The sequence below is a fragment of the Mitsuokella jalaludinii genome, assembly GCF_928722185.1.
GTDB classification, from domain to species: Bacteria; Bacillota; Negativicutes; order Selenomonadales; family Selenomonadaceae; genus Mitsuokella; species Mitsuokella jalaludinii.
Window position 1 is genome coordinate 637565 of record NZ_CAKMXA010000001.1, and the last position, 23974, is coordinate 661538.

Here is a 23974-nt window from a genome sequence, read left to right on the forward strand (position 1 = left end):
TGTCTCCTTCAAATATATTTCCGCAATATGCCTTCTATTTCAGCAGTATCAAAGGCAACATCAGAATACCACTCGCCATATTCGCCCAGGTCATTGACTGCCTTACACCAGTTTGCTAGCGCCAGACGCTTAGCCCGATTCTGGGCAGAATCCTGTCCTTTGATTTCCAATACCAGTGTTTTGCCGTTATCGAGCTTGATAAGGAAATCGGGAACGTATTGACGGACAACACCTTCGTGAGTATAGATGATATTGAATCCTAAGTGGTCATTCTTAGCATAAGCACAGACATGATCATTGTGCTCCAAAACATATGAAGACGTATTCTCCCAACCACTATCAAGAACCACATGACTGATTTGTGACTTTTTGGTAGGCCAAGTTGGTTTTCCCGTGTACCAGTTAGGCATATCTGATGTACTACGAATACGCTTAGATGCATAAACCGGCACAATGCGGTCAGTCTGTTCGATGCTGATATACTGCCAAAGATGCTGAACTATATTCGTCATGTTCAGCTTGTAAATAACTCGGCGCCGTAAATCATCGGTGTAAAACAGCGATGGCTCTATCCAAATACGGTCGGATTTTAAGAAACCTTCGACCAATTTGATGATTTGCCCCAACATTGCCAGCTTAGTGTTCTCGTCCTTCCAGCCGGCCTTCATCATATCGTAGACCTTGCCAGCAGCCTTAAATATGATAGTCTGCAAACGTGCTTCCTGATCAATCTTCTCTAAGTCGATATCTGTAACCTGCTGCAGATCCGCATACCCATCGAGAACAGGGGACATCTCTGCGCTAAAACGTGTATCACTAGCATCCAATGTCAATACAGGTACATCAGCAGGATTCAATGATAACATTGGCTTATATTCACGGTCAAAGCGCAGGATATTGGGCCATTCAATGCTATATTCATTTCGTTCCGGCATAGCATAAATCATCGTCTTCGGTTTAGTTGGCTTATCCGCTCCAGTACCATCTTCTGCAGGCAGGAACGTGAACGGAATACCGAAAATATTGACGTATTCTGGTGTAAACAGACCGGTTTCTTCATCCACATCGTAAGAACGGCGTCGCAGGCCGCGGCCAATAACCTGTTCACACAACAGCTGACTTGAGAAAGCTCGTAAGCCCATAATATGCGTAACAGTATTAGCATCCCAGCCTTCAGAAAGCATACCTACCGAGATGACATTACGAATTTTCTCACCAGGCTTGCCTATCTTGCCCACTGTATCAACCATTTCGCGCAGTTCGTCGCCGGCCTTACCTTCAGCCTTCAGTACCTTTGAATCAATCTGCACAGTATATTCTTCTTCACAAAGCTCTGGTACATCGATATCATCATGGTCAAACGCATATTTAATACGAGCTGCCGTTTCCGTTCGATTGGCTACGGTTATCATCACGGGTGGAACATTGAATTGCTGTTCCTGCCAAGATTTATATGTTTTTTGCCAATCACGCCCCAGAAGTAAATATGCTTGATTAAGCAGGCTGGGCAGCGGAATTTCCGGGCCAACAGCCTGATTGATATCGGCCTTGACTTCCTCTTGCGCATAAATATGGTAGAGCTTGGACTTCATCGTCTTAGCATCCACTTTGGCATCATCACGCACCACAATACGCGGCGTCTTAACTAAGCCGGCTTCGACACCATCATTTAGGCCAAAATCGCTAACAATCCACTCAAATAGTGCTTCTTCACCATTTTTCTTACCAGACGGCGCAAACGGAGTAGCAGAGAAATCATAGCAGCAGAGGATATTCCTGGTTTTATGAATACGATCAAGACCACTCACCCAAACAGTAGCTTCGTCTTCACTCTCCTTGAAATCCTTTTTCTCTTGTCCTTTAAGGTCTGTTTTCCCCTTATTTTCCGGATTCTTTCGCCATGCATGATGGGCTTCATCGTTAATGACCAGCAAATTACGGGCATTAGCCATTTCGCCCAGCACTTCACGCGTATAGGCTTCATCGCTTTTGGCGCCGCGCTTATCAACAGACTTCTTCTTTGCCAGCTGCTCATCAGTTTCCCAGGCCATAGACTGCCAGTTAACGATCTTAACATGGCCTTGATACAATTTATCCTTCAAACCATCAGGAACTACAGCAAAGACATCATAATAATTGCCTTCCCCTAAAGCTAGCACCTGTAGACGGCTTTTAACGGTAAGACCGGGAGCCACAATGAGTACATTCTTCGTAAAACGTTTATCCTGAGGATATACCGCCTTATTGCATACCTGCCATGCAATAAGCATGGCCATGACAGCCGTTTTTCCGCCACCGGTACAAAGTTTTGTACAAAGACGGCGGAAATCACCACCATCCCCCGGCACATCACAGCCTACACGATCACTAGCCGGAGCCTCTGTAAGCCAAATAAGGGTTTCGATAGCATCCAACTGACAAAAGAAGAACGGATACCGTCGCATTTCTTGATTTTCCCAGTGCATCAGGAGATCACGAGTAACGCCAGTTACTCCTGGGAACCCCAGTTCACGCCATGCTTTAACACGGGGACGGATACGGTTTACCAGTGGCAAAGGAACGAACTGTCCAACATCATTATACTGGTTACTCCCTTGCCCCATGATAAAGTAGCCCGCCTGTCTGCGCCCGGGCTCTTTATGAAAGGTTTGGCCGTTATCATCATGCAGCCAATGATACTTCGGTTCCTCGTAAGCAGAGTTAATTATCAGGTGGTCGATTCCATCAGCCATTATCTTCACCCACCTTCAGTACTTTCATGGACTCAATACCACGATCATCGATAATTTTTACAGCGACCTTTTTCTGGCCAGGCTTAATCTTAAACGGCAATGATACATTGCCTGCATATTGCTCTATTGCCTCCTGATCCAGTTCTGCTTTAAGTGTTTTAGCCAGTTTATGCCATCCGCCTGACTTTCCTCCCAACGGGAAGAATATCTGCTCTGGTTCTATACAACTGCCATCATAATCTTCATCCAGCATCCACATCGCAATATTATTTGCGCTACCAGACTTCACTTTACCAGTTTTCGGATCATAATAATCAAAACCATTTACCCTGACCTTATAGACATCCTTTGTACGACCATCATGGATAAGCTCAACGTCTGGCTGGCCAATGAAGAAGAAGCTCTGGTTGGAGGAACGTTTCTTCTTTAAATCGCTCGTCATCAGGTCAGTATTCATCTGCACGGCAAAAATCTGCATATCCGGCCATTTCGTTTCTTCTATAAGCTTGGTAGCCTCTGGATCAAACTGATATGCCGCAATAATGATAATCTGGGGAGTTGGCCGCATAGACTGAACTTCATCAAAAATATCCTCTACCCGGCCTGCATCCAGAACCTTTGTTTCACTGCCAAAATGAATAGCAGCCTTACGGGGATTATCCTCCTTAGTCTCACCTACAGCTTGGACATAAGCAAAGGTTGCTGGCGCCGCCTCTACTCTGGTAAATTCCAATTTCTCGCCTGCTTTACCGATAACGCCAGTGGCCAGTATTTCCTCGCGGTATTCATCCTGCTTGGCAGTCATGTCCGATACAGTATCCGAAGCCTCACCATCTATTTGCTTGACTGTGATAGCTGGCAGAGACTCCACTGTGAATGGCCCCGTCACCCGTACCTTAGTTTTGTCAATCTCCGGTTGGTCATACAACGTTTCAGTAGCAGGAGGCTCATCATTTGCAATAGATTTCAATGTTATATGCGGCACCGTCTTGTAGACAAAGCCGCTATCCACGCCTTGCTCAGGCTGGGCCAACTTGTAATAGTCATAAGTAGATGTCATCAGCCGTTGCTTTGCCAGATCTATAGCTACACGAGATGTATCGCAAGTAATCCAACGGCGTCCCCATTGTTCAGCTACACAAGCTGTTGTTCCACTGCCACAAGTTATATCCATAACCAAATCGCCAGGATCCGTACACATAAGCATGCAGCGTTGAATTATTTTATCATTTGTTTGGACCACATATATCATGTTATTGACTTTTCCTGCAGTATCTTCCCATAAATTGGTGATTTCTATGACCGGATAATCTGTGATATAAAATTTATAGCCATATCCTTTTGGGGTTTTGACCAATCTATTTTCATCTCTAAGCCTTGTCATTTGCTCAAGATTTCCACGCCATACATACCCTTGCTTTGGGACAAAATCCTCACCGTCGATAGAAAAAGGAAATCTTTTATCTCCATCATCACCTCTCTCTATTACTTTATCTACACGAAAAACATCCGCTTTTTCTCTTGTCCCAATGATATTTCTTTTTTCATCAGTAGTTAATGGTCTGACTTCTCCGTTCTTAAATTCTCCCCATAACGCTAACTTACGAGGATCTTCTGTTGACCCTTCTATTCCTGTTCTTTCCGTATATAATTTGTGTACCTTTTTATTAATTTTATTTATATCTTTACAGTACCATAATAAATAGTTAAATGAATTTCTTATTATTTTTGCATTTGGTGTACCTTTTTTCCAAACAATAGTAGCACATTCATTTTCTGGCCCAAAAATCTCATCGCAAACTTCCCTAATATGATGGACATTTGCATCACTTATTTGTATAAACACGCTGCCATTATCTGCTAAAAGTTCCCTAGCCAAGAGCAGACGATCCCGTAAATAGCTTAAATATGAATGAATCCCCAACTCCCAGGTATCTCGGAACGCTGTAATCATCTCAGGCTCCTGGGAAAGGTCAGTATCCTTACCATCCTTGACATCTCTTTGGTTAACAAACGGCTGAAAATTAGAGCCATACTTTATCCCATAAGGTGGATCGAAGTAGACCATCTGGACTTTACCGGCCATACCTTCCTTCTGTAAAAGCGAATTCATAATCACCAGACTATCGCCGGCAATCAGACGGTTCGTCCAGTCCACACCATGCTTATAGAACTGTAAATCCTGCTGGCGTGCCCGCATAGTATCCAACGGCGTCAGATTCGGGAACAGCGATATCTGATTTGCTTGATAATCGCCAGAAGTAGCCTTCATTACTTTGCGCAATATCTTATGCGGCTTAATGGACTCATGAATATGGATAGAACTGGTTGGCACTTCAAAGCTGGTGCCTTCCTGCTTACCTGCCCACTGTAACGTCGGATCGATATGCGGGTCATAGGCATACTTAGTCGTTTCTTCCTTCACCCGGTCATAACGGGCATACCCTGCCTTTGGATTATTCGCCCTCTTATGGCCGCTATGCTCATAAGCATCGACCGTGCGCATCTTTGCTATTTCTTTTTCCGTCAGCATTTTCTTTTTCTTACGTGGCATAATATCTTCCTCCGTAAAGTCTAATCCGATGGATTTACAATCTAAGTGCAACAGTTCCTAGACAACCAAATTAAAATGACACATAGACTTCTTTGCTATAATGGTGTTTGAAGAGAACTACCTATAACAAAAGGAGAGCCTATGTGCCACTACACACATCTTACACCATTTGAGCAAGAAAAGATACTCTTTTTTCTTGCTGAGGGCACATCCATCACGGAGATTGCCCGTCTGCTGAAGCGCAGCAAGTCGACCATCTCGCGTGAGCTTCGCCGCAATGCGGCTCCTGTTGACCAGCCCATGCCATATTGCCCATTGACTGCACAAGCACTCTACAAGCAACGCAGGGAAGCCTGTCATCCGCATAAGCGCCTTGAGCATGCAACTCTGCACTCCCCTGCATCTTGGAGTACCACTGGTCGCCAGAGGAGATTGTCGGACGGATCCAGTTGGAGCATGGCTGCCGTCTCGTCAGCGTTCCGACGATCTACCGCGCTATCCACGCAGGACTGCTGACCCCGTCAGGAGCTTCAGCGAAGTTCGTACTTCGGAAACTACGGCATCACGGGAAACGGCGTCACAAGAAAGGCAGCGAAGAACGTCGTGGCAAGTTCGTCATATCGCACCCCATCGAAGAGCGTCCTGCCAGTGCAGCGAACAAAACACCAATGGCCTTTTACGGGAGTTCTTCCCGAAAGGCAAGGACATCACGGATACGCCAGAGGATTACATTCAACGGAATTCGCCTCCTATTACCTGGATTCCTTATTCTCGCCGATTGCAGCGGCTTTTGCGGTACAAATTAGGGCGAAATGAGGCTCGGATTGTTGTTTACTAAAGTAGATTCGACGGGATTGGCAAAACTCCTGCCTGCCATCCCCGTCAATCTCCTGCAACAAAAATCCGCCTGACGGTCATCATCGGGGATGACGGTCAGGCGGATTTTTCTCAGCGCTGCAGGTACTGCTTGCGCATGAGAAAGTAGAACGGCACGGCGATCAAGAGGCCGCCGAGGCCGAAGAGGATCTTGTGGAGGTCGGCCTGGACGAGGAGCCAGAGGCTGACGAGGACGGCGATGACGGGTATGACGGGACCAAACGGCACGGGCAGGGTGCTCGGGTGCTCCGGGTCGCGCCTGCGCAGGACGAGGATGGCCAGGCAGGTCGGCACGTACTGGGCGAAGCGCGAGACGACGCTGATGGCGGCCAAGGTCGTGAAGCTGCCCGACAGGGCGATGAGGATGCCGACGAGGGTCGCGAAGAGGATGGCCACGTACGGCGTGTGGAAGCGGTTGTAGCGCGAGAAGATTGGCGGCAGCATGTGGTCGTCGGCGATGGCGACGATGACGCGCGGCGTCAGGAAGGACGAGGCCAGGTTGATGCCGCCGATGGAGACGAGCGTACCGGCGGTGACGAGCAGGCCGCCGCCCGTGCCGAGGAAGACGGCAGCTGCCGTCGCGATCGGCGTCTTCGTCTCGGCGAGGTCCGGGCCGAGCACGCCGATGGACACGGTCATGATGAGGAAGTAGAAGGCAGAGACGAGCAGCATGACGACGACGATGGCGCGCGGGATGTTGCGCCTCGGGTCATCCATATCCTCCGCGGCCTCGGCGATGGCCTCGAAGCCCGTGAAGGCGTAGAAGATCAGGAGCGCGGCCGCGCCGAACGAGAGAGCCCGCGGCAGATACCGAGGATGGGCAGGCCGCGCCGCCTGGCCGCTGCGATGAGCAGCCGGTCAAATGTGTCGCGCACGGGCAGCGTGCTGCCGAGCTTCTCGTGCGGTTCCTCACCCCAGAGCAGCGGGTCGACGTCCCAGCCACCTGAGATGACCAGGCCGTCAACGGCCTCGATCTGCGCCTCGACGATATCTTCCTCATCCGTCACAGGCAGGATCATCGGCACGCCGCCCGCCGAGGCGACAGCCTGCACATAGTCGTCGTTGACGTATGACTTCCCGTATCCCGGGAATATCCCGCCCTCCATGAACATCAGGTTGCCCCCGATGCCGATCCGTTTCTTGCGATGACTCGCTCTCGTATCTTTGCACTCCGTACGCATAACGCCCCTCTTCCTCCCCATCACGCAACATGCATTGTTTACATATTTATATAATAGGTATTGTCATTCATGATTGACAGTGTAACAACTTTACATCGTTCTGTCAAGAAAGAATTTGATGAACGCAAAGAGCCGCCCCAAAAGGGCGGCTCATACAGGCAGCCATCATCCGGCAAGCACCCAGATGACGGCGATGACGAGTGCGGGAAGGAAGTTGGCGACGCGCACGTGCGGCAGGCCGAAGAGGTTCGTGCCGACGCAGAAGATCAGGATGTCGCCGACGGCACTGAGGCTCTTGAGGGCGGCGGGCGTCATGATGGGCTCGAGGAAGCCTGCGGCCAGGAAGATGGCACCCTGAAAGATGCCGACGGACAGGGCCGAGAAGATACAGCCCTTGCCGAGCGTCGCCGTCATGATCATGACGATGACGGCATCGAGGACCGTCTTGGCGAAGAGCACGGACGGATCGCCGAGCAGGCGGTCGTTGATGGAGCCGATGACGGCCATCGCGCCGATGCAGACGGTCAATGAGGCGGTGACGAAGCCGTCGACGAAGCGCGTGTCGCCGCTGCTGCCCGTCTTCCGGCGCAGCCAGATGCCAAACTTCTCCATGCGGTCCTCGATGTTGATGGCTTCGCCGATGAGGGCGCCGCCGATGAGGCTCGCGAGCATGCAGTTCGTGCCGACAAGCGCAAGGCCGCCGCCATCAAGCGCGAGCATCTCCTTGACCGCGCCCGTCAGGCCGAGGAAGATGACGGCAACGGCGCAAGCCATCATGAGCGTCTTCTGGAAGCGCTCAGAGATCAAGCGCCCGCAGCCGAGTCCCAGCATCCCTCCTGCGACAATGCCCGCGACATTTGCTAAAATACCGATTCCTGGAAACAAAACATCACACCTTTCTCAATGACCACTCATCGCTTCTGCCGCCCCTTGTCCTTGTACATCTCCCGGTCGACCTTGGTGATGATGGCATCGATATCCGAGATGGGCGTCATGCACGTGAGGTGGCCGAGCGCGACGCTGACGTTGTTCGCGCGAAACGCATCGCGCAGCGACTGGATGATGGCCGCCGTTTTTTGCCCGTCGGCATGCTCGACGATCATGAGGAATTCGTCGCCGCCCATGCGGAAGACATGGCCCTCACCCGCGCCCTGCTGTGCCCTCTGCATGATGCGGGCCACGGTCTTGATGAGCACATCGCCCGCCTCGTGGCCATGCACATCGTTCATGCGCTTGAGGCCGTTGACATCGCCGAAGACGAAGGCGCACGAGATGCCCTTGGGCAGATTGGTCAACTACCCGCGACTGAAGTCGCGAGCTTGAGGGAATCTTTCGATACCTCAATTTGCTTAGATAGGCCAGGCTTACTGCATTCGCAGTCTTGCGAGATACAGCAGAGGTCCGGTAATTACCAAAGCCATTCACGTCCGCAAGTTGCCAAACGGACAAGATAGGTTTGCATCAATGCATGGATACGAGCTTTGCTTTGGCTCGCGCTAGGATGTTCTTGGCCGCATTCACGTCGCGAATGTGGTGTATCCCACATTTCGGGCAGATCCACTCGCGGTCCTTGAGCGTCAGTTTCTCTTTGCCGCTCATGATATGGCCACAAGCATGGCAGGTTTGCGTCGTATTCCGCGGGTCGACGGTGACAAAGTTCTTGCCGTACAGTGCTGCCTTATAATTCAGCATACTAAGGAACATCCGCCAGCCATTGTCTTGGATGCTCATAGCCAGGGCATGGTTCTTCAGCAAGTTCCGGCTCCGCAGTTCTTCTGCTGCGACCAGATCGTGGTTCTTGATCAGTGTCGTGGAAGTGCGGTGCAGGAAATCTCTGCGGCGCTGCATGACTTGTGCCGTGAGCCTGGCGACGAGCAAGCGCTGTTTCTCGACGTTCTTTGCCTCACGGAGCGGGCGATGCTCTTTCTTGGCACGGACAATCCGACGGCTCAGCTTGCGCTGTGCGTTGGCCAGCCGTCGTTTCTGCCTGCGGTAATATGGCTGCCGAAGACATGCATATCGCGGTCTTTCATGGCCTGGCGCAGGGCCTCCTGATAAAAGGTCCCGCGCGGCAGCAGTCCGTCCATGGCACCGGGGACATGCATCAGCGTGCGCATATTGGCATCCATGAGGCAGATGGACCAGAACGCTTCACCGTCCTGCTCGATGCGGCGCAGGTACATGTCGACGCGCCGGACGTGAGCAGCCGATGTGCACAGTTCAAAGTCCAGATAATGTGCATCGGCGCTTTTTCCCGCTGCCAGACACCGAGCTGTGCCGAGATCTGCCGATAATCCTCGGCGATCACCATGCCGCGCAGGCAGCCGCCCGTCAATTCCAGGAAGGCTTTTTCGGTGCTGCACTGAAACAGAGAGAGCATCATCTCGTTACATCGCACGATGCGCTCGGAGCCATCTGCCCGCATCAGGCAAAACGCGCTGGGCATATTTTCATAGCAGGAATGCTCTCTCATCATATATACTCCCCCATCATCCGTCTCTTTTCTCGCAATCGAGTCTTCCGCAATCGATGCGCTTATCAGCAGTCATCCGCCGGGACAGCCCTCTCGAAGCGATACGTCTGCGCTGCATCAGGGTACTTCTCGCGATCGACCTCACTCATGAACATCAGGAGCGGACGCACATAGACCATGTAATCGCCGTAGAGTGCACGGTAACAGACCATGCGCTCATTCGTCTCAGTGTGGATGACCGGGCACTCGATGATCTCATAGAGGCGGTTCTTGAAGTGCCGCCAGATTTCTCCGTGTTTCGGAAGTTCTCTTGTCATGATATCCCCTCACAATCAAAACAGTCTTCTTCCCAGCTTCATGACAGCAAAAAGCCGAGCCCTAAGGCCCGGCTTTCTTGCTCCCATCATGTTGCATGGCTTGCAAAGCAGGAATCTACTGCCTCTTATATGTTCTTCATTATATATAATAGTATTATAGCGAAGGAGAACACATTTTGCAATGGAAATCCGCTCCATCTTCATCCATGTCCTCTCGCATGAGACGATAGTTTGTCCCCCTCCGCCTTCGATGTCGATCACTCGTGCTGCGGCAGGAGCAGATAGACGAGCCCCGTGTTCTCGAGTTCGGGCAAGCTGCGGAAAATGGCCATGCGCTCGCCGTCCGTGGCATAGGGATGACGCGCGACGTCCAAGAGACAGCTGATGAACTGGCCGTGCGAAAAGAGCATGACCCGCTCCTCCGGCCGCTCCTCGACGCGCTGCAGGACGAGCCTTGCGCGTGTGACGAGATCGTGGAAGGTCTCCGCCCCTGCGCCGTCGCAGTAACGCGGGTCCTGCTTCTGCCAATACGCCTTGACCCAGGGCAGCCGCTCCGTGCGCCGCGTGCCCCGGCAGCGTGCCGGTGAGAGGTAGGTGAACTCCGCCGTATCCGGCCAGATTTCGACAGGCACATCCGGGAATTTCTCGCGCAGCGGCTCGGCTGTCTGCTGAGCCCGGCGGAACGATGACGCGACGATGAGGTCAGGGCGTACATCGATGCGCGCGCTGAGCTTCTTCGCCTGCTCCTCCCCGAGCGCCGTCAACGGGATGCTCGCATGATCATGCGTCGGCTGATCGACATTGCCTGTGCTCTGCCCGTGGCGCACGAGCATCAGGATCTTGAACTTCGTATGCATGATAAGCCTCGCTCAATCGATGTAGACGACGGGATTGCCCGTGACCGGCATGACGCGGCGGCCGGGAAGACCGTCCGGCGTATTGGGATAGCCGATGCTCAGAGAAGCGCAGACTTCCTCGTCTTCTGCCATGCCGAGTTTCTGCAGGTACGCCCGGAGGACGGGATTGTCCTGCAGCCAGCGCAGCTGGTTGATCCAGCACGAGCCGAGGTCCAGCGCATTGGCCGCGAGCATCATGTTCTGCATGGCACACGAGACATCGGCATATTTATTGCCGTAATCCCTCTTGTTGGCTACGACGATGAGGACGGGGGCGTTGTACATGAACACATAGCCGCCCTTCTTCGCTGCGCGGATAGCCCCGCCGAAGTTGTCATCGTTTTCCGGCGTGACCTCCATCTTCGCGAACTCCTGCTGCACGAGCGTGATGAGCTCCTGCAGGACTTCCTTCTTGCGGATCACGATAAAGCGGCTCTGATTCTTGTGCTTGCCGCTCGGTGCCTGGCGGCCCGCCTCGATGACCTTGTCGAGTACCTCCTGCGGCACAGGTTCCTCTTTGAATTTGCGCGTGCTGTGGCGCGTGGCAATGCAGGAAAAGACATCCATGGTTCAGCACTCCTTTTCTATCGATGAATATCAAGTCACTGGCTTATATCATGATTCATTTTCGACAACAGATGCGCAAATCCCTGCCCATCGCCCGCACAAAAAGACGCCCGATCACCAGCCAGCGCAGAGCGCGGAGGCGATCAGACGGTCTTTTCTCATGAGGATGTATGTATAGGTGTATGAACGGCTCAGATCAGGCGGTTCTTCTTCTGGTGGATGCGCTCGGCCGTCTCGAGATAGATGACCCACTCTGCGATGTTGACGGCATGGTCGCCGATGCGCTCGAGGAAGCGCGCGATGAAGAGCAGCTGTGTCGCCCCCTTCTGACGCGCCCCCTCCTTCGTGACGAAATCCGAGAGTGCGTAGAACGTGTACTCGAAGACTTCATCCATCTGCTTGTCCAGCTTGCGGACCTCGTCGGCCTCCTGGACGCTCTTGTCGCGATACGCCTTGACGGCGCGGCGCAGCATCGCCGCAGCACTGTTGCCGAGCTCCTCGATCCAGTGCTTGCAGTCCGGATTCAGCGGTTCATTGACGGAGACTGCCGTCTTGGCAATGTCAAAGGCATGATCGCCGATGCGCTCGATATCCGTCGAGATCTTGAAGCCCGTCGCGATGACGCGCAGGTCATGCGCGATTGGCTGCTGTTTGGCAATCAAGAGGATGCACTTGTCCTCGACGTCGACAATCATGTCATCGATTACGTCGTCTGCCTTCATGACGCTCTTCGCGAGGGCCGTATCTCCTTCCAGGAGAGCCTTCATCGATTTCTCGACATTGTCGAGCGCCTTGTCGCCCATAGTGGCGACGAGATCCTGCACGACTTCGAGGTCGTGGATGTATTCCTGTCTTGTCTGGCGTTCCATATCAGCCGAACCTCCCTGTGATGTAGTCTTCCGTCTTCTTGTCGTGCGGCTTCGTGAAGATGACGTCCGTCGTGTCGTGTTCGATGAGCTTGCCGTTGAGGAAGAATGCCGTGTAATCGGAGACACGAGCCGCCTGCTGCATATTGTGGGTGACCATGACAATCGTGTACTCCTTCTTGATCTCCTGCACGAGTTCCTCGATCTTCATCGTCGAGATCGGGTCGAGTGCCGAGCACGGCTCATCCATCAGGACGACTTCCGGCTCGACGGCCATGACGCGTGCGATGCAGAGGCGCTGCTGCTGGCCGCCCGACATGCCCATGGCCGAGGCATCGAGCCGGTCCTTGACCTCATCCCAGAGCGCCGCACCGCGCAGGCTCTTCTCGACGATCTCGTCGAGGCGCTTCTTGTCCGTCAGGCCGTGCACGCGGCAGCCGTAGGCGACGTTGTCGTAGATGGACATCGGAAATGGATTCGGACGTTGGAAGACCATGCCCACGCGCTTGCGCAGGTTGACGAGGTCGACATCCTTGTCGTAGATATCCCGATCGTCAAGCGTAATCTTGCCGTCAATCTGCACGCCGTCGATGAGGTCATTCATGCGGTTGAGCGTGCGCAAGAACGTCGACTTGCCGCAGCCCGACGGCCCGATGAGCGCGACAACCTTGTTTTCCGGCACCTCAAGTGAGACATCAAACAGGGCCTGATGTGTCCCGTAATAGAGATTGAGGTTCTTTGCCTGCATTTTCATGTGCGAGTTCCTCCCAAACAAAAGCATCCCTGCGGGGTGCCTGATATTTCATTTCTGAACAATATCATTGTACCCGTTCTGCAGGGATGCTTTGTTGTGTGGATGTTAAGATTTTGTAAAGATGTGTCGTGCTCAGCACTGCTGCTGGACGAAGTGGATGAACTCCTCCGTCGCCTGCTGATCCGGCAGCTTGACCGTGTACATCTGGTTGCCCATCTGCGGGACCATCATCTCCGGCATGCGCTCGCACATGACCATGTTCTTGCCGTAGCGCTGCATGACTTCCTCGTGGCTGTGCACGTAGTGGTAGCAGTCGCGGCGGCCTGCGTAGACGCAGTAGCAGTGCTGGCCGGAATCCGGCAGGATGCGGCGGTCCGTCGTGACCATGTCGGCCCAGATCTGGTAGACATCCGTCGAGTGCGCGTAGTTCATCATGTCCGGCGTGTAGCCGCCCGCAGGGCGCATGTTGACCTCGAGGCCGACGAAGTCCCCCTTCTTGCCGAGACCTTCCTTGTCCTCGGCGAGACAGAAGAATTCGAGGTGGACGAAGCGGCTGCGCACGCCAAATGCCTTGACCGTCGCGCGGCCCGCGCGGCGCAGTGCCTCAGGCACCGTGGCTGCCGTGTAGTACGCGAGGTCGAGCTGCTTGAGGACGATGTCCATGATGGACGGCGGCCAGGCCGTCGTCGACTCGAAGAGCGGCTCCGAGTGGGAGTCAAGGATCGCATCGTAGGAGAAGATCTGTCCATTGATGAACTCCTCCATGACATAGGGCACATCCTGCGGTTTCGTCGCGTAGAAGTACGCGAGCTCATCATCGCTGCGGAGCTTGTAGGTATCGCAGGCGCCGACACCATTGTCCGGTTTGACGATGACCGGATAGCCGACCATGTGCGCAAAGTCGCGCCCTGCTTCAAACGAGGTGACCTTGTGCAGGCGCGCCGTCGGCACGCCCGCCTTGGCATAGTACGCCTTCATGGCCGACTTGTTCTTGATGCGGTCAATGTGGTCGTACTGCTCGCCCGTCGTCACATGGAAGTCCGTGCGCAGGCGCGCATCCTGCTCGAGCCAGAATTCATTATTCGACTCAATCCAGTCGATCTTGCCGTACTTGAAGGTGAAGAAGCCGACAGCCTTGACCATCTCACCGTAGTCATCGAGATGCGGCAGGTAGTAGTACTCCGTCAGGGCATTCTTGAGCTCATCGGAGAGCGCATCGTACGGGCTGTCACCGATGCCGAGCACATTGACGCCGTTCTTCTTGAGGCGGTCGCAGAAATTCCAGTAGTGTTTCGGGAACTGCGGGGAGATAAAGATGAAATTCATTCGTACAAGATTCCTTTCTCAATTCACATTCCATTCAATCGCGCCATCAGGGAGCGCATCTTCAGCCCTGCTCGCCGAGAACGTACGGCAGGAAGTAGCGCAGCTGTTTCTTCCACCAGCACCAGTCGTGATCGACATCATAGCCCCAGAAGTCCACCCAGGCGTGGATGCCCTTGGCGGCAAAGATGTCGCGCATGATAGCCGTCGTGCGCCGCCCTTCGTCTTCCCAGCGACCCTGCCCGACGCAAAAGACGATCCGGCGCTGATTGTAGAGGGAGATGTAGGGATGATCTGCGGGCATGTTCGCGAGGAAGTCAACCGGCGAATTCTGGTAGAGCGTCCCGTCTTCCCAGCCATCAAAGAAGAACTTTGCGTCGTAGACGCCCGAAAGCGCCATCATGCCGCCGAAGAGATCCGGGCGGCGCAGGAAGACGATGGCCGCATGCAGCCCGCCGAGGCTGCAGCCGACGGCAATCGGCAGGCGGCCCGTGCCGTTCTCCGTGCGGATGAACGGCAGGACTTCCTCGATGAGGTAGTTGTAGTAATCCTCCTGACGCGCAGCGCGCCAGCCCTTATCGCCCCAGACATTCGACCACGTCTCGCGGTCCACCGTATCGACGGCAAAGAGCTGGATCTTGCCCGCTTCGATCTCCGGTGCAACCGTATCGATCATGCCGAAGTTCTCAAAGTTGTCGCACATCGAATCCTGCGTCGGCAGGATGAGCAGCGGCGTACCCGTATGGCCATAGACGCGGATGTTCATCTCGCGCTGCAGGCGGTCACTGTACCAGGATCTGTATTCTCGCTTCATAACTATCACGTCCTATTTGCATTCACGATTGGATTACAATCGGTTTATAGTTTCTTAGTCTAACAACATTACAGGTAAAAGTCAACTGCCAGGAAAAGACGTCCGCAGTGGACGGCCTTCCTTCTCAATTGCACGAATGAGATGTGCGGAATCAACGGCTAAAGAAGACGGTGACGAGACGCTCAAGCGCCCCCTGGTCCGCACGGGCCATCGTCTCGCGGGCCGAATGCATCGCGAGGATGGCTGCACCGACATCCATCGCGCGCATCGGCATGTTGGCCGAGAGCATCGAGCCGAGCGTCGAGCCGCCGCGCATGTCCGAGCGGTTGAGGAACATCTGATACGGGATGGCGTGTGCCTGGCAGAGCGCCTTCGTCACCGCAATGGCCTCTGCATCGCCCGCATATGCCTGGCTGCAGGCCGCCTTGATCGTCACGCCGCCGCCAAGGCACGGTATATTCGTCAAATCAGCTTTCTCGGGTGCATTGGGGTGCAGCGCATGGGCGACGTCGAGCGAGAGCAGGAACCCGCGCGCGAGGTCGGCAAAATAGGCATCCTGTCCGTAGCCGAGTAAGCTGTAGAGCCGCATGAGGATGTTCGGCAGCGCCATGGAGTCCGCGCCCTGCTTCGTGCAGCTGCCGACTTCTTCATTGTCAAAGAGCGCGATGCACTGGATGCCGTCCGCGCTCTTGCCGTGCAGGATTCCTTCCAGGCAGGCGTAGACGGATGTCATATTGTCGAGACGCGAAGCCGATAAGAACTCCTGTTTCGCGCCTAGCAGGCACGGTGCATCGGTCGGATAGACTGTGAGCTCATACGAGAGGATGCGCTCGCGGTCAAGCTGGCATTCCTTTGCCAGGAAGTCGAGGAAGGCATCGCCCGCATCCTTGCGCGCGCCGTCGCCGAGCATCGCAAAGAGCGGCAGCAGGTCCTTCTGCGGATTGAGCGTCTCGCCCTCGTTGACCTTGCGGTTCATGTGGATGGCGAGATGCGGAATCGTCAGTAGCGGCCTGCCGATGTCGATGAGGCGTACCTCCGGCTCGTACGGATCCTCGCCCGCGAGCACGACCTTGCCCGCGAGCGACAGCGGCCGGTCGAGCCAGGAACTCCGTATCATGCCGCCGTAGACCTCGACATTGAGCGTGCCGTATCCCTTCGTGGAGACAAGCGCCGACGGCTTGACGCGCAGGCAGGGGAAATCCGTATGCGCCGTCGCGACGTGCAGGTGTGCGCGCGGCTTTTCTCCGATCCGAAACGCCACGAGTGTCGAGTCAAAGACGCGCGTCATGTACGACCGGCCCGGCTGCAGGCGCCAGGGAGCTCGCAGGTCAAGTTCTGTAAAGCCCGCCTCATGCAGCATCTCTTCTCCGGCCTGCACCGCGTGGAACGGCGTGACGGCCCGCTGTAAAAACGAAAGAAAATCCAAGATAATCACTCCTTCTCATTTGCTTCTGCTCCTCTCATTATAGCACAATCGCACACCTGTACCATGCAGCCAGCCGCACGCCGGACAAAGACAAAAGACGAGCATCCGCCCGCAGGGCAATGCTCGTCTGATATATGCAAAGATAACACTCACTTGATGAAGCCGACCTGGCTGGCGATCTCCTGGAAGACTTTTTCCTTGCGCTCGTTGAAGATGACCTTATTCTCTTCAAAGAGGTTGCGCCCGTGCGTGTCGATGGAGACAATGAGCGGGCCGAATTCTTTGACCTGGCAGGTCCAGAGCGTCTCCGGCATGCCGAGATCTTTCCAGTTGGCCGAGAGGATCTTCTCGACACAGGTCGCCGCGACGACGGCACAGCCCGCAGGAAAGACGCAGTGCAGGGCCTTGTTGTCGCGGCGGCCGCGCATCGTCCCCTCACCCATGCCGCCCTTGCCGATGATCAGGCGGACACCGGTCTCCTTGATGAATGCCTCCTCGAATTTCTCCATGCGCATCGAGGTCGTCGGTCCGACGGTGACCATCTCATAGTCGCCCTCGCCGCGTTGACGGATGATTGGGCCTGCGTGCAGGATGGCGCCGTCGCGGATATCGACCGGCAGCTTGCGCCCCTCTTCGATGACACGGCGATGCGCGACATCGCGGCACGTCGTGAGCTTGCCCGTCAGGTAAATGACATCGCCAACATGGATGTCCTCGAGATCTTCTGCGCTGATTGGCGTCGTGAGTACTTTCTTAGCCATCAGAAATCCACCTCCGAATGCGAATCGATCGTGTAGTTGAGTTCTTTGTTAAAGACGATGTGGCCGCGGCGGTGTGACCAGCAGCCGACATTGACGGCCACGCCGATGACAGACGGATGGCGCGCGCTGTTCTCGATGTTGACCCCGAGAACCGAGTTCTTGCCGCGCAAGCCCTGTGGGCCGAGGCCGATCGCATTGATGCCGTCTTCTAAGAGCCGCTCCATCTTCGCTGCTTTTGGATTGGGGTTGTGCGAGCCGATGCGGCGCATCAGCGCCTTCTTCGACTGCAGTGCCGCGACCTCGACCGAAGTGCCGATGCCGACACCGACGAGCAATGGCGGGCAGGCATTGAGACCGTAGCTCGTCATGACATCGAGCACGAACTTCGTCACGCCTTCATAGCCCTCGCCCGGCATCAGGACCTTGGCGTGGCCCGGCAGTGAACAGCCGCCGCCCGCCATGTAGGTGTAGATCTCACAGTCATCGCGGCCCGGTGCAATGTCCCAGAAAAGAGACGGGATGTTCTTGGCCACGTTCTTGCCCGTATTGTACTCATCAAAGGTCTCGACAGCATTGTGGCGCAACGGCGCATCCTTCGTCGCCTGCACGACGGCCTGGCGCAGGAGCTCCGGCAGCTCTGCCATATACGGGAATTCCGTACCGCACTTGATGAAGAACTGCAATGCGCCCGTATCCTGGCAGCTCGGGCGATTGAGTTTCACTGCGAGCTCCTGGTTGCGCTCCATAGTCTTGTAGATTGCCTTGGCCAGAGGTTCCTCCTCCTGCTGAGCCAGCTCCTCGATCTTTGCGCGCACATCATCCGGCAGGCGCTTTCCTGTGAAGGCTACAAATTTTGCCATGACATCCGTCATGTGCTTGACGGCTTCTTCTCTCTCCATCGTCATCGCTCCTATCTTTCCAGTATGCTCTCGTGTTTGATTCCCGCTTCACCTCAGTGGAGCTTGTCTTTGTCTTTCTTGATTCTTATTATAGCCATCCCTATATCATAAGTCTAATACCATTATATCTATAAACTACATAGATATTTTATTATATACGGTACAAAAAAAGACCCCATCCCATCTGCTGGATGAGGTCTTCTGAAGAGCGAACGGTCAGCCCCTGAAGAAGCGCAGCAAAAGCCAGGATGCCACGCCGATGCCTGCGGCTGCGAGAAGTACCGGCAGGGCCACGAAGACGAGGAAGGCGACGACAGCCGCCCCGCCGACGACGAGTGCCGCCTTCGTCAGCCAATTCATCGAGTTCGCCGTGCCGAACGTGTGGATGCGGATGCCGCTACCATGCAGACCATCGGCGCTCCCATAGCGGTCCTGTGCGTCTTCGACGCGCTGCCCGCTGCCATCCTTGTGTTCTTCGATCGTCACACCCTGATAATCCCGCGCTTCGTCCTCCGACATCACTCGTACGCGCGGTTCCTCCGCCGAGCTTCCCGTCTGATTCTCACGCTCCTGCATGATACACCTCTTTCTTTACTACTGAATCTATTATCTTACTGAAATCGCAACCGTTGTCAGCTTGAGTTCGCCCTGCACCGCATCGAGCAACGCCCCCTGATGGATACTGCACCATCTTCGAGTCGAGCACCTTGCACTTGCCATTCTCCTCAGCTCAGGTACAGCGATGAGACGGTGCCCTCCTCGGTGAGGTAGCGCGGATCGAAGCGGGTGCACCCGAGGCGCTGGCGCAGTGTCTCGATGTGGTGCTGGATGGCATCGTGGTCGGCACCGAAGAGATCGTACAGTTCGGGGATATCCTCGAAATCGAGGCCGTTGATCGTGCCGTAGCAAAGCAGGCAAGCCGTGATGATGGCAGGCATCTCTTCCGGGTAAGGAGCGGGGTCCGCTACGGACATGTAATCCTCAAAGAGCTTGCAGATCAACTGTACCGAGAAGGCACTGAACCCAATCCTGAGCGAGACTTCGCGCAGGACGCGCTCTTCATCCTGGAAGCTCCGGCGGATATCGAGATTGACTGGCAGGGGCTTCGGTGCCTTGCGCAGCGGCACGACATTGAGCTGCGCGAAGTTCGCCATGATGTTGAGCGTATGGCGAACGGCCACGGCATCGCGCTGGAAGAAGTCGTCGAGTGTCGCGCCGGGCTTCTGGCAGCGGAAGAACTCAAGCTGGCGCAGGATGATATCCTTCATGCGGCGGCGCAGCTTGTCGCTCGCGGGCAGCGAAGTCACGTAGTTGAGCATCATGACCCCGCGCGCATGCAAATGGCCGAAGAAGATCATGTGCTCGGCATCGGGATAAATCCAGTCGGGGTCTGGCAGATCGATGCACTCATCCGTGAAGAGATTGCGGCAGGTCACGAAGTCTTCGCGGATGCTCTCGACATAAAAGACCGTGAACTTCGCGCCCAGGAGATCGCGGATGATATCCTGCTCTGAGATAGTCAATCTCGCCTTCTCATGCTGGAAATAGTAGCGCAGCGGCACTTCATCTGATTCAATCATGTGGTAGTCGAACAGGAAGTAATCCCAGAAGCTCAGCCAGTACATCTCCTGTTCAGGCGTCAGATTATCCTCGGCGGGAATGGACGCATAGTCGGGTCCAGAATAGAGCAGCAGGGCGCGGTTCATATCGCGCAGGAACTGCTTCCCATGGAAATACACGCCGACGCGGTGCAGCAGATCGTCGAGCAACGCATTGAGCTTATCGACATCTTCCTCTGTGACGTTCTCCTGATGGTTGAGCGAGCTGTAGAACTCATCCTGCGAGCGGCGCGGCGGCATGAGGAACTTCCCATCTTCGTAGACAGACGCGCGTGCATCCTGCAGGTAGACGAGTTCATCTCCATCTTCATATTCCTTGTGATAGCAGGCATAGAAATCTTCCATGATGTCAAAGCACTCCTTGACATCTGCCTCCGTCAGGTCAAAATTGGTCTCAGACTGTGCCAGTCGATAGAGAATCTCCTGATAATCGTAGACTGTCAGCGATGCGAAGGAATAGAGATGCATCTGCTCGATATAGGTGATGAGCATACGGACAACGGCCCAGATTCTCTGGAGAGCCCGATCGTCTGCACCATGCCAAGCGTGCTTGCGCAGATACTTCTCCAGGAAGTCCTGTGCGAGTATCGGTTCCGCATCGATGTTGTTTTCATAAAAGTGCTCTACGAGTGCATAGACATTGTTCATGCTGTCGTCCCTCAATCTTCCAATCAGCTTTCAATATAATAACGCATTCATTATACCACATTCATTTTCAGAGCACAAAAAAAGCTCCGCCTCAGCGGAGCCCTTGCTTAACCGGCAACTTCCTATCCTCCCAGTCCGTCTCCAGACAAGTACTTTCGGCCTCTGAATGCTTAACTACTGTGTTCGGTATGGGAACAGGTGGAACCATTCAGGCATCATCACCGGATATTCTATTTGAATGCTTGCACATTCAAAACTATACAGAAGAAATTACTCTGCGAACATTTCAGTTCTCTAGTTAAGCCCTCGACATATTAGTAGTAGTCAGCTTCATGCCTTGCAGCACTTCCACATCTACCCTATCAACCTTGTCTTCTTCAAGGTGTCTTACTAGCTTGTGCTATGAGATACTTCATCTCGGGACGGGCTTCACGCTTAGATGCTTTCAGCGTTTATCCCTTCCGGACGCAGCTACCCAGCTGTGCTTCTGGCGAAACAACTGGTACACCGGCGGTCCGTCCACTCCGGTCCTCTCGTACTAGGAGCAGTCTCCCTCATGTATCTTGCGCCCGCGATGGATATGGACCGAACTGTCTCACGACGTTCTGAACCCAGCTCACGTACCACTTTAATGGGCGAACAGCCCAACCCTTGGGACCTGCTTCAGCCCCAGGATGTGATGAGCCGACATCGAGGTGCCAAACCTCCCCGTCGATATGGACTCTTGGGAGAGATTAGCCTGTTATCCCCAGGGTAGCTTTTATCCGTTGAGCGATGGCAATTCCACTCTCATTCCACCGGATCACTAAGCCCTACTTTCGTACCTGCTCGACCTGTATGTCTCGCAGTCAAGCTCCCTTCTGCCTTTATACTCTTCGCGCGATTTCTGTCCGCGCTGAGGGAACCTTTGGACGCCTCCGTTACTCTTTCGGAGGCGACCGCCCCAGTCAAACTGCCCACCTGATACTGTCCTCAGCTTCGTTACTTCTCGAGTTAGATCCCTAGCACATAAAGGTTGGTATCCCAACAGCGACTCTGATAAGCCTGGGGGCCTATCTTCTCCGTCTCCCAACTATCCTGTACGTTACATGCCAAAAATCAATGTCAGGCTGCAGTAAAGCTCCATGGGGTCTTTCTGTCCAGTCGCGGGTAACCTGCATCTTCACAGGTATTTCAATTTCACCGGGTCCCTCGTTGAGACAGTGCCCAAGTCGTTACACCTTTCGTGCGGGTCGGAACTTACCCGACAAGGAATTTCGCTACCTTAGGACCGTTATAGTTACGGCCGCCGTTTACTGGGGCTTCAATTCAAAGCTTCTTCTTGCGAATAACCTCTCCTCTTAACCTTCCAGCACCGGGCAGGTGTCAGCACCTATACGTCAGATTTCTCTTTAGCAGGCACCTGTGTTTGTGGTAAACAGTCGCTTGGGCTTCTCTTCTGCCGCCGACTCCAGCTCCAACCGCGAAGGTCTTCACCAGCTCCGGCCATCCTTCTCCCGAAGTTACGGATGCATTTTGCCGAGTTCCTTAACGAGGGTTTTCCCGCGCACCTTAGGATTCTCTCCCCGCCTACCTGTGTCGGTTTTGGTACGGGTACATGATGTCTCGTTAGAAGCTTTTCTCGACAGTGTAGTACGCTTGAATTTGGATTGTACCGAAGTACGCTCCTATCTATCAGTTCTCGGCCTTGATGCAGGGATTTACCTCTACATCAGCCTACCGCCTTCGACGCGCATTTCCAATCGCGCGCTCAAGCTCCTTGCTGTGTCACTCCATCCTCAAACAACATCATGCAGTACAGGAATTTTCGCCTGTTGTCCATCGCCTATGCTTTATGCCTCGGCTTAGGTCCCGACTTACCCTGAGTCGACGAGCGTTGCTCAGGATCCCTTAGGCTTTCGGTGGATCCGATTCTCACGGATCGTTTCGCTACTCATACCAGCATTCTCACTTCCAAGTCGTCCAGCCGTCCTTCCGGTCTGCCTTCAACCAACTTGGAACGCTCCCCTACCCATGCTTGCGCATGCCGCGACTTCGGTTCTGTACTTGAGCCCCGGATATTTTCGGCGCAGGGCCTCTCGACCAGTGAGCTATTACGCACTCTTTGAATGGTGGCTGCTTCTGAGCCAACATCCTGGTTGTTTTGGAAGTCCTACATCCTTTTCCACTTAGTACAGCATTCGGGACCTTAGTCGGCGGTCTGGGCTGTTTCCCTTTTGAATACGGGTCTTATCACTCGCATTCTGACTCCCAGGCTCTTCTCATGAAGCCATTCGCAGTTTGACTAGGCTCGGTAAGCTTTACGCTCCCTTACCCGATCAGTGCTCTACCGTCTCCATGTGTTACCTGAGGCTAGCCCTAAAGCTATTTCGGGGAGAACCAGCTATCTCCACGTTCGATTGGCATTTCACCCCTATGCACAGCTCATCCCAAAGTTTTTCAACACTCACGGGTTCGGTCCTCCACTCATTTTTACCTGAGCTTCAACCTGGCCATGCATAGATCACTGTGGTTTCGGGTCTAATCCCAGAGACTTCCGCCCTATTCAGACTCGCTCTCGCTTCGGCTCCGCGTCTCCCGCTTAACCTCGCCTCTGAAATTAACTCGCCGGTTCATTCTTCAATAGGCACGCCGTCGCACATATAAAGTGCTTCGACTGCTTGTAGACATACGGTTTCAGGTTCTATTTCACTCCGCTCCCGCGGTTCTTTTCACCTTTCCCTCACGGTACTATGCGCTATCGGTCGTTCCGTAGTATTTCGCCTTGGATGGTGGTCCACCCTGCTTCCCACAAGGTTTCACGTGTCTCGTGGTACTCTGGATACCAGCCCATCAGCTCTGGATTTCGTCTACCGGAGTTTCACCGTCTGTGCTCAACCTTCCCAGATTGTTCGACTATCCCTGACTGACTTGATGCTGGTCCTCAACCCCGGTCGTCCGAAGACGTCCGGTTTGGGCTCTTCCCTGTTCGCTCGCCGCTACTGAGGGAATCTCGTTTGATTACTCTTCCTCCGGCTACTTAGATGTTTCAGTTCACCGGGTGTGCCGTCCATGTCACACATGGATGATACGACATGACTCGTATCGGGTTGCCCCATTCGGAAATCCATGGATCGAAGCCTACTTGCGGCTCCCCATGACTTTTCGCAGCTTATCGCGTCCTTCATCGGCTCGGAACGCCTAGGCATCCACCATATGCCCTTTGTAGCTTAACTATTTGTTATGCCATAGGTTCATATAAATATGATGTCTATGCTTGAATCCTAAA

General features: G+C 54.1%; 21 protein-coding genes, 2 rRNA genes and 1 pseudogene. 1 reads left to right on the plus strand and 23 read right to left on the minus strand.

Features of this window, described 5'->3' with window-relative positions:
• Positions 1-8: 8 nt before the first annotated feature.
• Positions 9-2732: a DEAD/DEAH box helicase gene (locus QDI87_RS02905; protein ID WP_036378888.1), complete on the minus strand. Its 2724-nt coding sequence runs from the start codon at positions 2730-2732 to the stop codon at positions 9-11.
• Entirely contained in the window at positions 2725-5286 is a 2562-nt protein-coding gene (locus QDI87_RS02910) for a DNA methyltransferase (RefSeq protein WP_081828495.1), read from the minus strand. Before QDI87_RS02910 ends, QDI87_RS02905 begins: the two co-directional genes overlap by 8 nt.
• Positions 5287-5427: 141 nt before the next feature.
• Between QDI87_RS02910 and QDI87_RS11750 the strand changes: the two are divergent.
• Positions 5428-6025 (plus strand): annotated as a pseudogene (locus QDI87_RS11750) (transposase); the annotation flags it as partial.
• Between the two features lie 209 nt (positions 6026-6234).
• On the opposite strand, the gene QDI87_RS02920 reads toward QDI87_RS11750, so the two are convergent.
• From QDI87_RS02920 to QDI87_RS03020, 21 genes are all read right to left on the minus strand, one after another.
• Positions 6235-6969, minus strand: coding sequence for an amino acid permease (locus QDI87_RS02920; RefSeq protein ID WP_081828499.1), 735 nt, complete (start codon positions 6967-6969; stop codon positions 6235-6237).
• Positions 6930-7343, minus strand: a complete 414-nt coding sequence (locus QDI87_RS02925; RefSeq protein ID WP_051652330.1) for a gamma-glutamyl-gamma-aminobutyrate hydrolase family protein — start codon at positions 7341-7343, stop codon at positions 6930-6932. The genes QDI87_RS02920 and QDI87_RS02925 overlap by 40 nt, the downstream gene beginning before the upstream one ends.
• A 165-nt stretch (positions 7344-7508) precedes the next feature.
• Positions 7509-8228 (minus strand): DUF554 domain-containing protein, encoded by a 720-nt coding sequence (locus QDI87_RS02930; RefSeq protein ID WP_036378963.1) that lies wholly within the window; start codon positions 8226-8228, stop codon positions 7509-7511.
• A gap of 26 nt (positions 8229-8254) precedes the next feature.
• Entirely contained in the window at positions 8255-8638 is a 384-nt protein-coding gene (locus QDI87_RS02935; protein ID WP_036378965.1) for a GGDEF domain-containing protein, read from the minus strand.
• Positions 8639-8804: 166 nt separating this feature from the next.
• Positions 8805-9317: an RNA-guided endonuclease TnpB family protein gene (locus QDI87_RS02940; protein ID WP_341460094.1), complete on the minus strand. Its 513-nt coding sequence runs from the start codon at positions 9315-9317 to the stop codon at positions 8805-8807.
• The gene (locus QDI87_RS02945) at positions 9293-9460 is read right to left on the minus strand and encodes a hypothetical protein (RefSeq protein WP_278742183.1); all 168 of its coding nucleotides are present in this window, start codon (positions 9458-9460) and stop codon (positions 9293-9295) included. Before QDI87_RS02945 ends, QDI87_RS02940 begins: the two co-directional genes overlap by 25 nt.
• On the minus strand, positions 9448-9819 hold the full coding sequence (locus tag QDI87_RS02950; protein WP_278742185.1) for a PAS domain-containing protein: 372 nt from the start codon (positions 9817-9819) through the stop codon (positions 9448-9450). The genes QDI87_RS02945 and QDI87_RS02950 overlap by 13 nt, the downstream gene beginning before the upstream one ends.
• A gap of 62 nt (positions 9820-9881) precedes the next feature.
• Positions 9882-10133: a DUF1653 domain-containing protein gene (locus tag QDI87_RS02955; RefSeq protein WP_036378684.1), complete on the minus strand. Its 252-nt coding sequence runs from the start codon at positions 10131-10133 to the stop codon at positions 9882-9884.
• 257 nt (positions 10134-10390) lie between these two features.
• Positions 10391-10990: a histidine phosphatase family protein gene (locus QDI87_RS02960; RefSeq protein WP_278742186.1), complete on the minus strand. Its 600-nt coding sequence runs from the start codon at positions 10988-10990 to the stop codon at positions 10391-10393.
• A gap of 12 nt (positions 10991-11002) precedes the next feature.
• The gene (locus QDI87_RS02965) at positions 11003-11596 is read right to left on the minus strand and encodes a nitroreductase (protein ID WP_278742188.1); all 594 of its coding nucleotides are present in this window, start codon (positions 11594-11596) and stop codon (positions 11003-11005) included.
• Between the two features lie 191 nt (positions 11597-11787).
• Complete coding sequence (gene phoU, locus QDI87_RS02970; RefSeq protein ID WP_278742189.1) at positions 11788-12465, minus strand: phosphate signaling complex protein PhoU; 678 nt, start codon at positions 12463-12465, stop codon at positions 11788-11790.
• 1 nt (position 12466) lies between these two features.
• Entirely contained in the window at positions 12467-13216 is a 750-nt protein-coding gene (gene pstB, locus QDI87_RS02975) for a phosphate ABC transporter ATP-binding protein PstB (protein ID WP_036378693.1), read from the minus strand.
• Between the two features lie 132 nt (positions 13217-13348).
• Complete coding sequence (locus QDI87_RS02980; RefSeq protein ID WP_278742190.1) at positions 13349-14542, minus strand: ATP-grasp domain-containing protein; 1194 nt, start codon at positions 14540-14542, stop codon at positions 13349-13351.
• 61 nt (positions 14543-14603) lie between these two features.
• Entirely contained in the window at positions 14604-15353 is a 750-nt protein-coding gene (locus QDI87_RS02985; RefSeq protein ID WP_036378698.1) for an esterase family protein, read from the minus strand.
• Between the two features lie 151 nt (positions 15354-15504).
• Positions 15505-16779, minus strand: coding sequence for a M18 family aminopeptidase (locus QDI87_RS02990; RefSeq protein ID WP_244881946.1), 1275 nt, complete (start codon positions 16777-16779; stop codon positions 15505-15507).
• 149 nt (positions 16780-16928) lie between these two features.
• On the minus strand, positions 16929-17540 hold the full coding sequence (gene ttdB / locus QDI87_RS02995) for a L(+)-tartrate dehydratase subunit beta (protein WP_036378700.1): 612 nt from the start codon (positions 17538-17540) through the stop codon (positions 16929-16931).
• Positions 17540-18439, minus strand: coding sequence for a L(+)-tartrate dehydratase subunit alpha (gene ttdA, locus QDI87_RS03000; protein ID WP_036378702.1), 900 nt, complete (start codon positions 18437-18439; stop codon positions 17540-17542). The genes ttdB and ttdA overlap by 1 nt, the downstream gene beginning before the upstream one ends.
• Before the next feature lie 216 nt (positions 18440-18655).
• Positions 18656-19015, minus strand: a complete 360-nt coding sequence (locus QDI87_RS03005; protein WP_051652306.1) for a hypothetical protein — start codon at positions 19013-19015, stop codon at positions 18656-18658.
• Positions 19016-19164: 149 nt separating this feature from the next.
• Positions 19165-20706, minus strand: coding sequence for a hypothetical protein (locus tag QDI87_RS03010; RefSeq protein WP_036378701.1), 1542 nt, complete (start codon positions 20704-20706; stop codon positions 19165-19167).
• Between the two features lie 109 nt (positions 20707-20815).
• Positions 20816-20932, minus strand: a 5S ribosomal RNA gene (gene rrf, locus QDI87_RS03015).
• Positions 20933-21000: 68 nt separating this feature from the next.
• Positions 21001-23921, minus strand: a 23S ribosomal RNA gene (locus tag QDI87_RS03020).
• Positions 23922-23974: the final 53 nt, after the last annotated feature.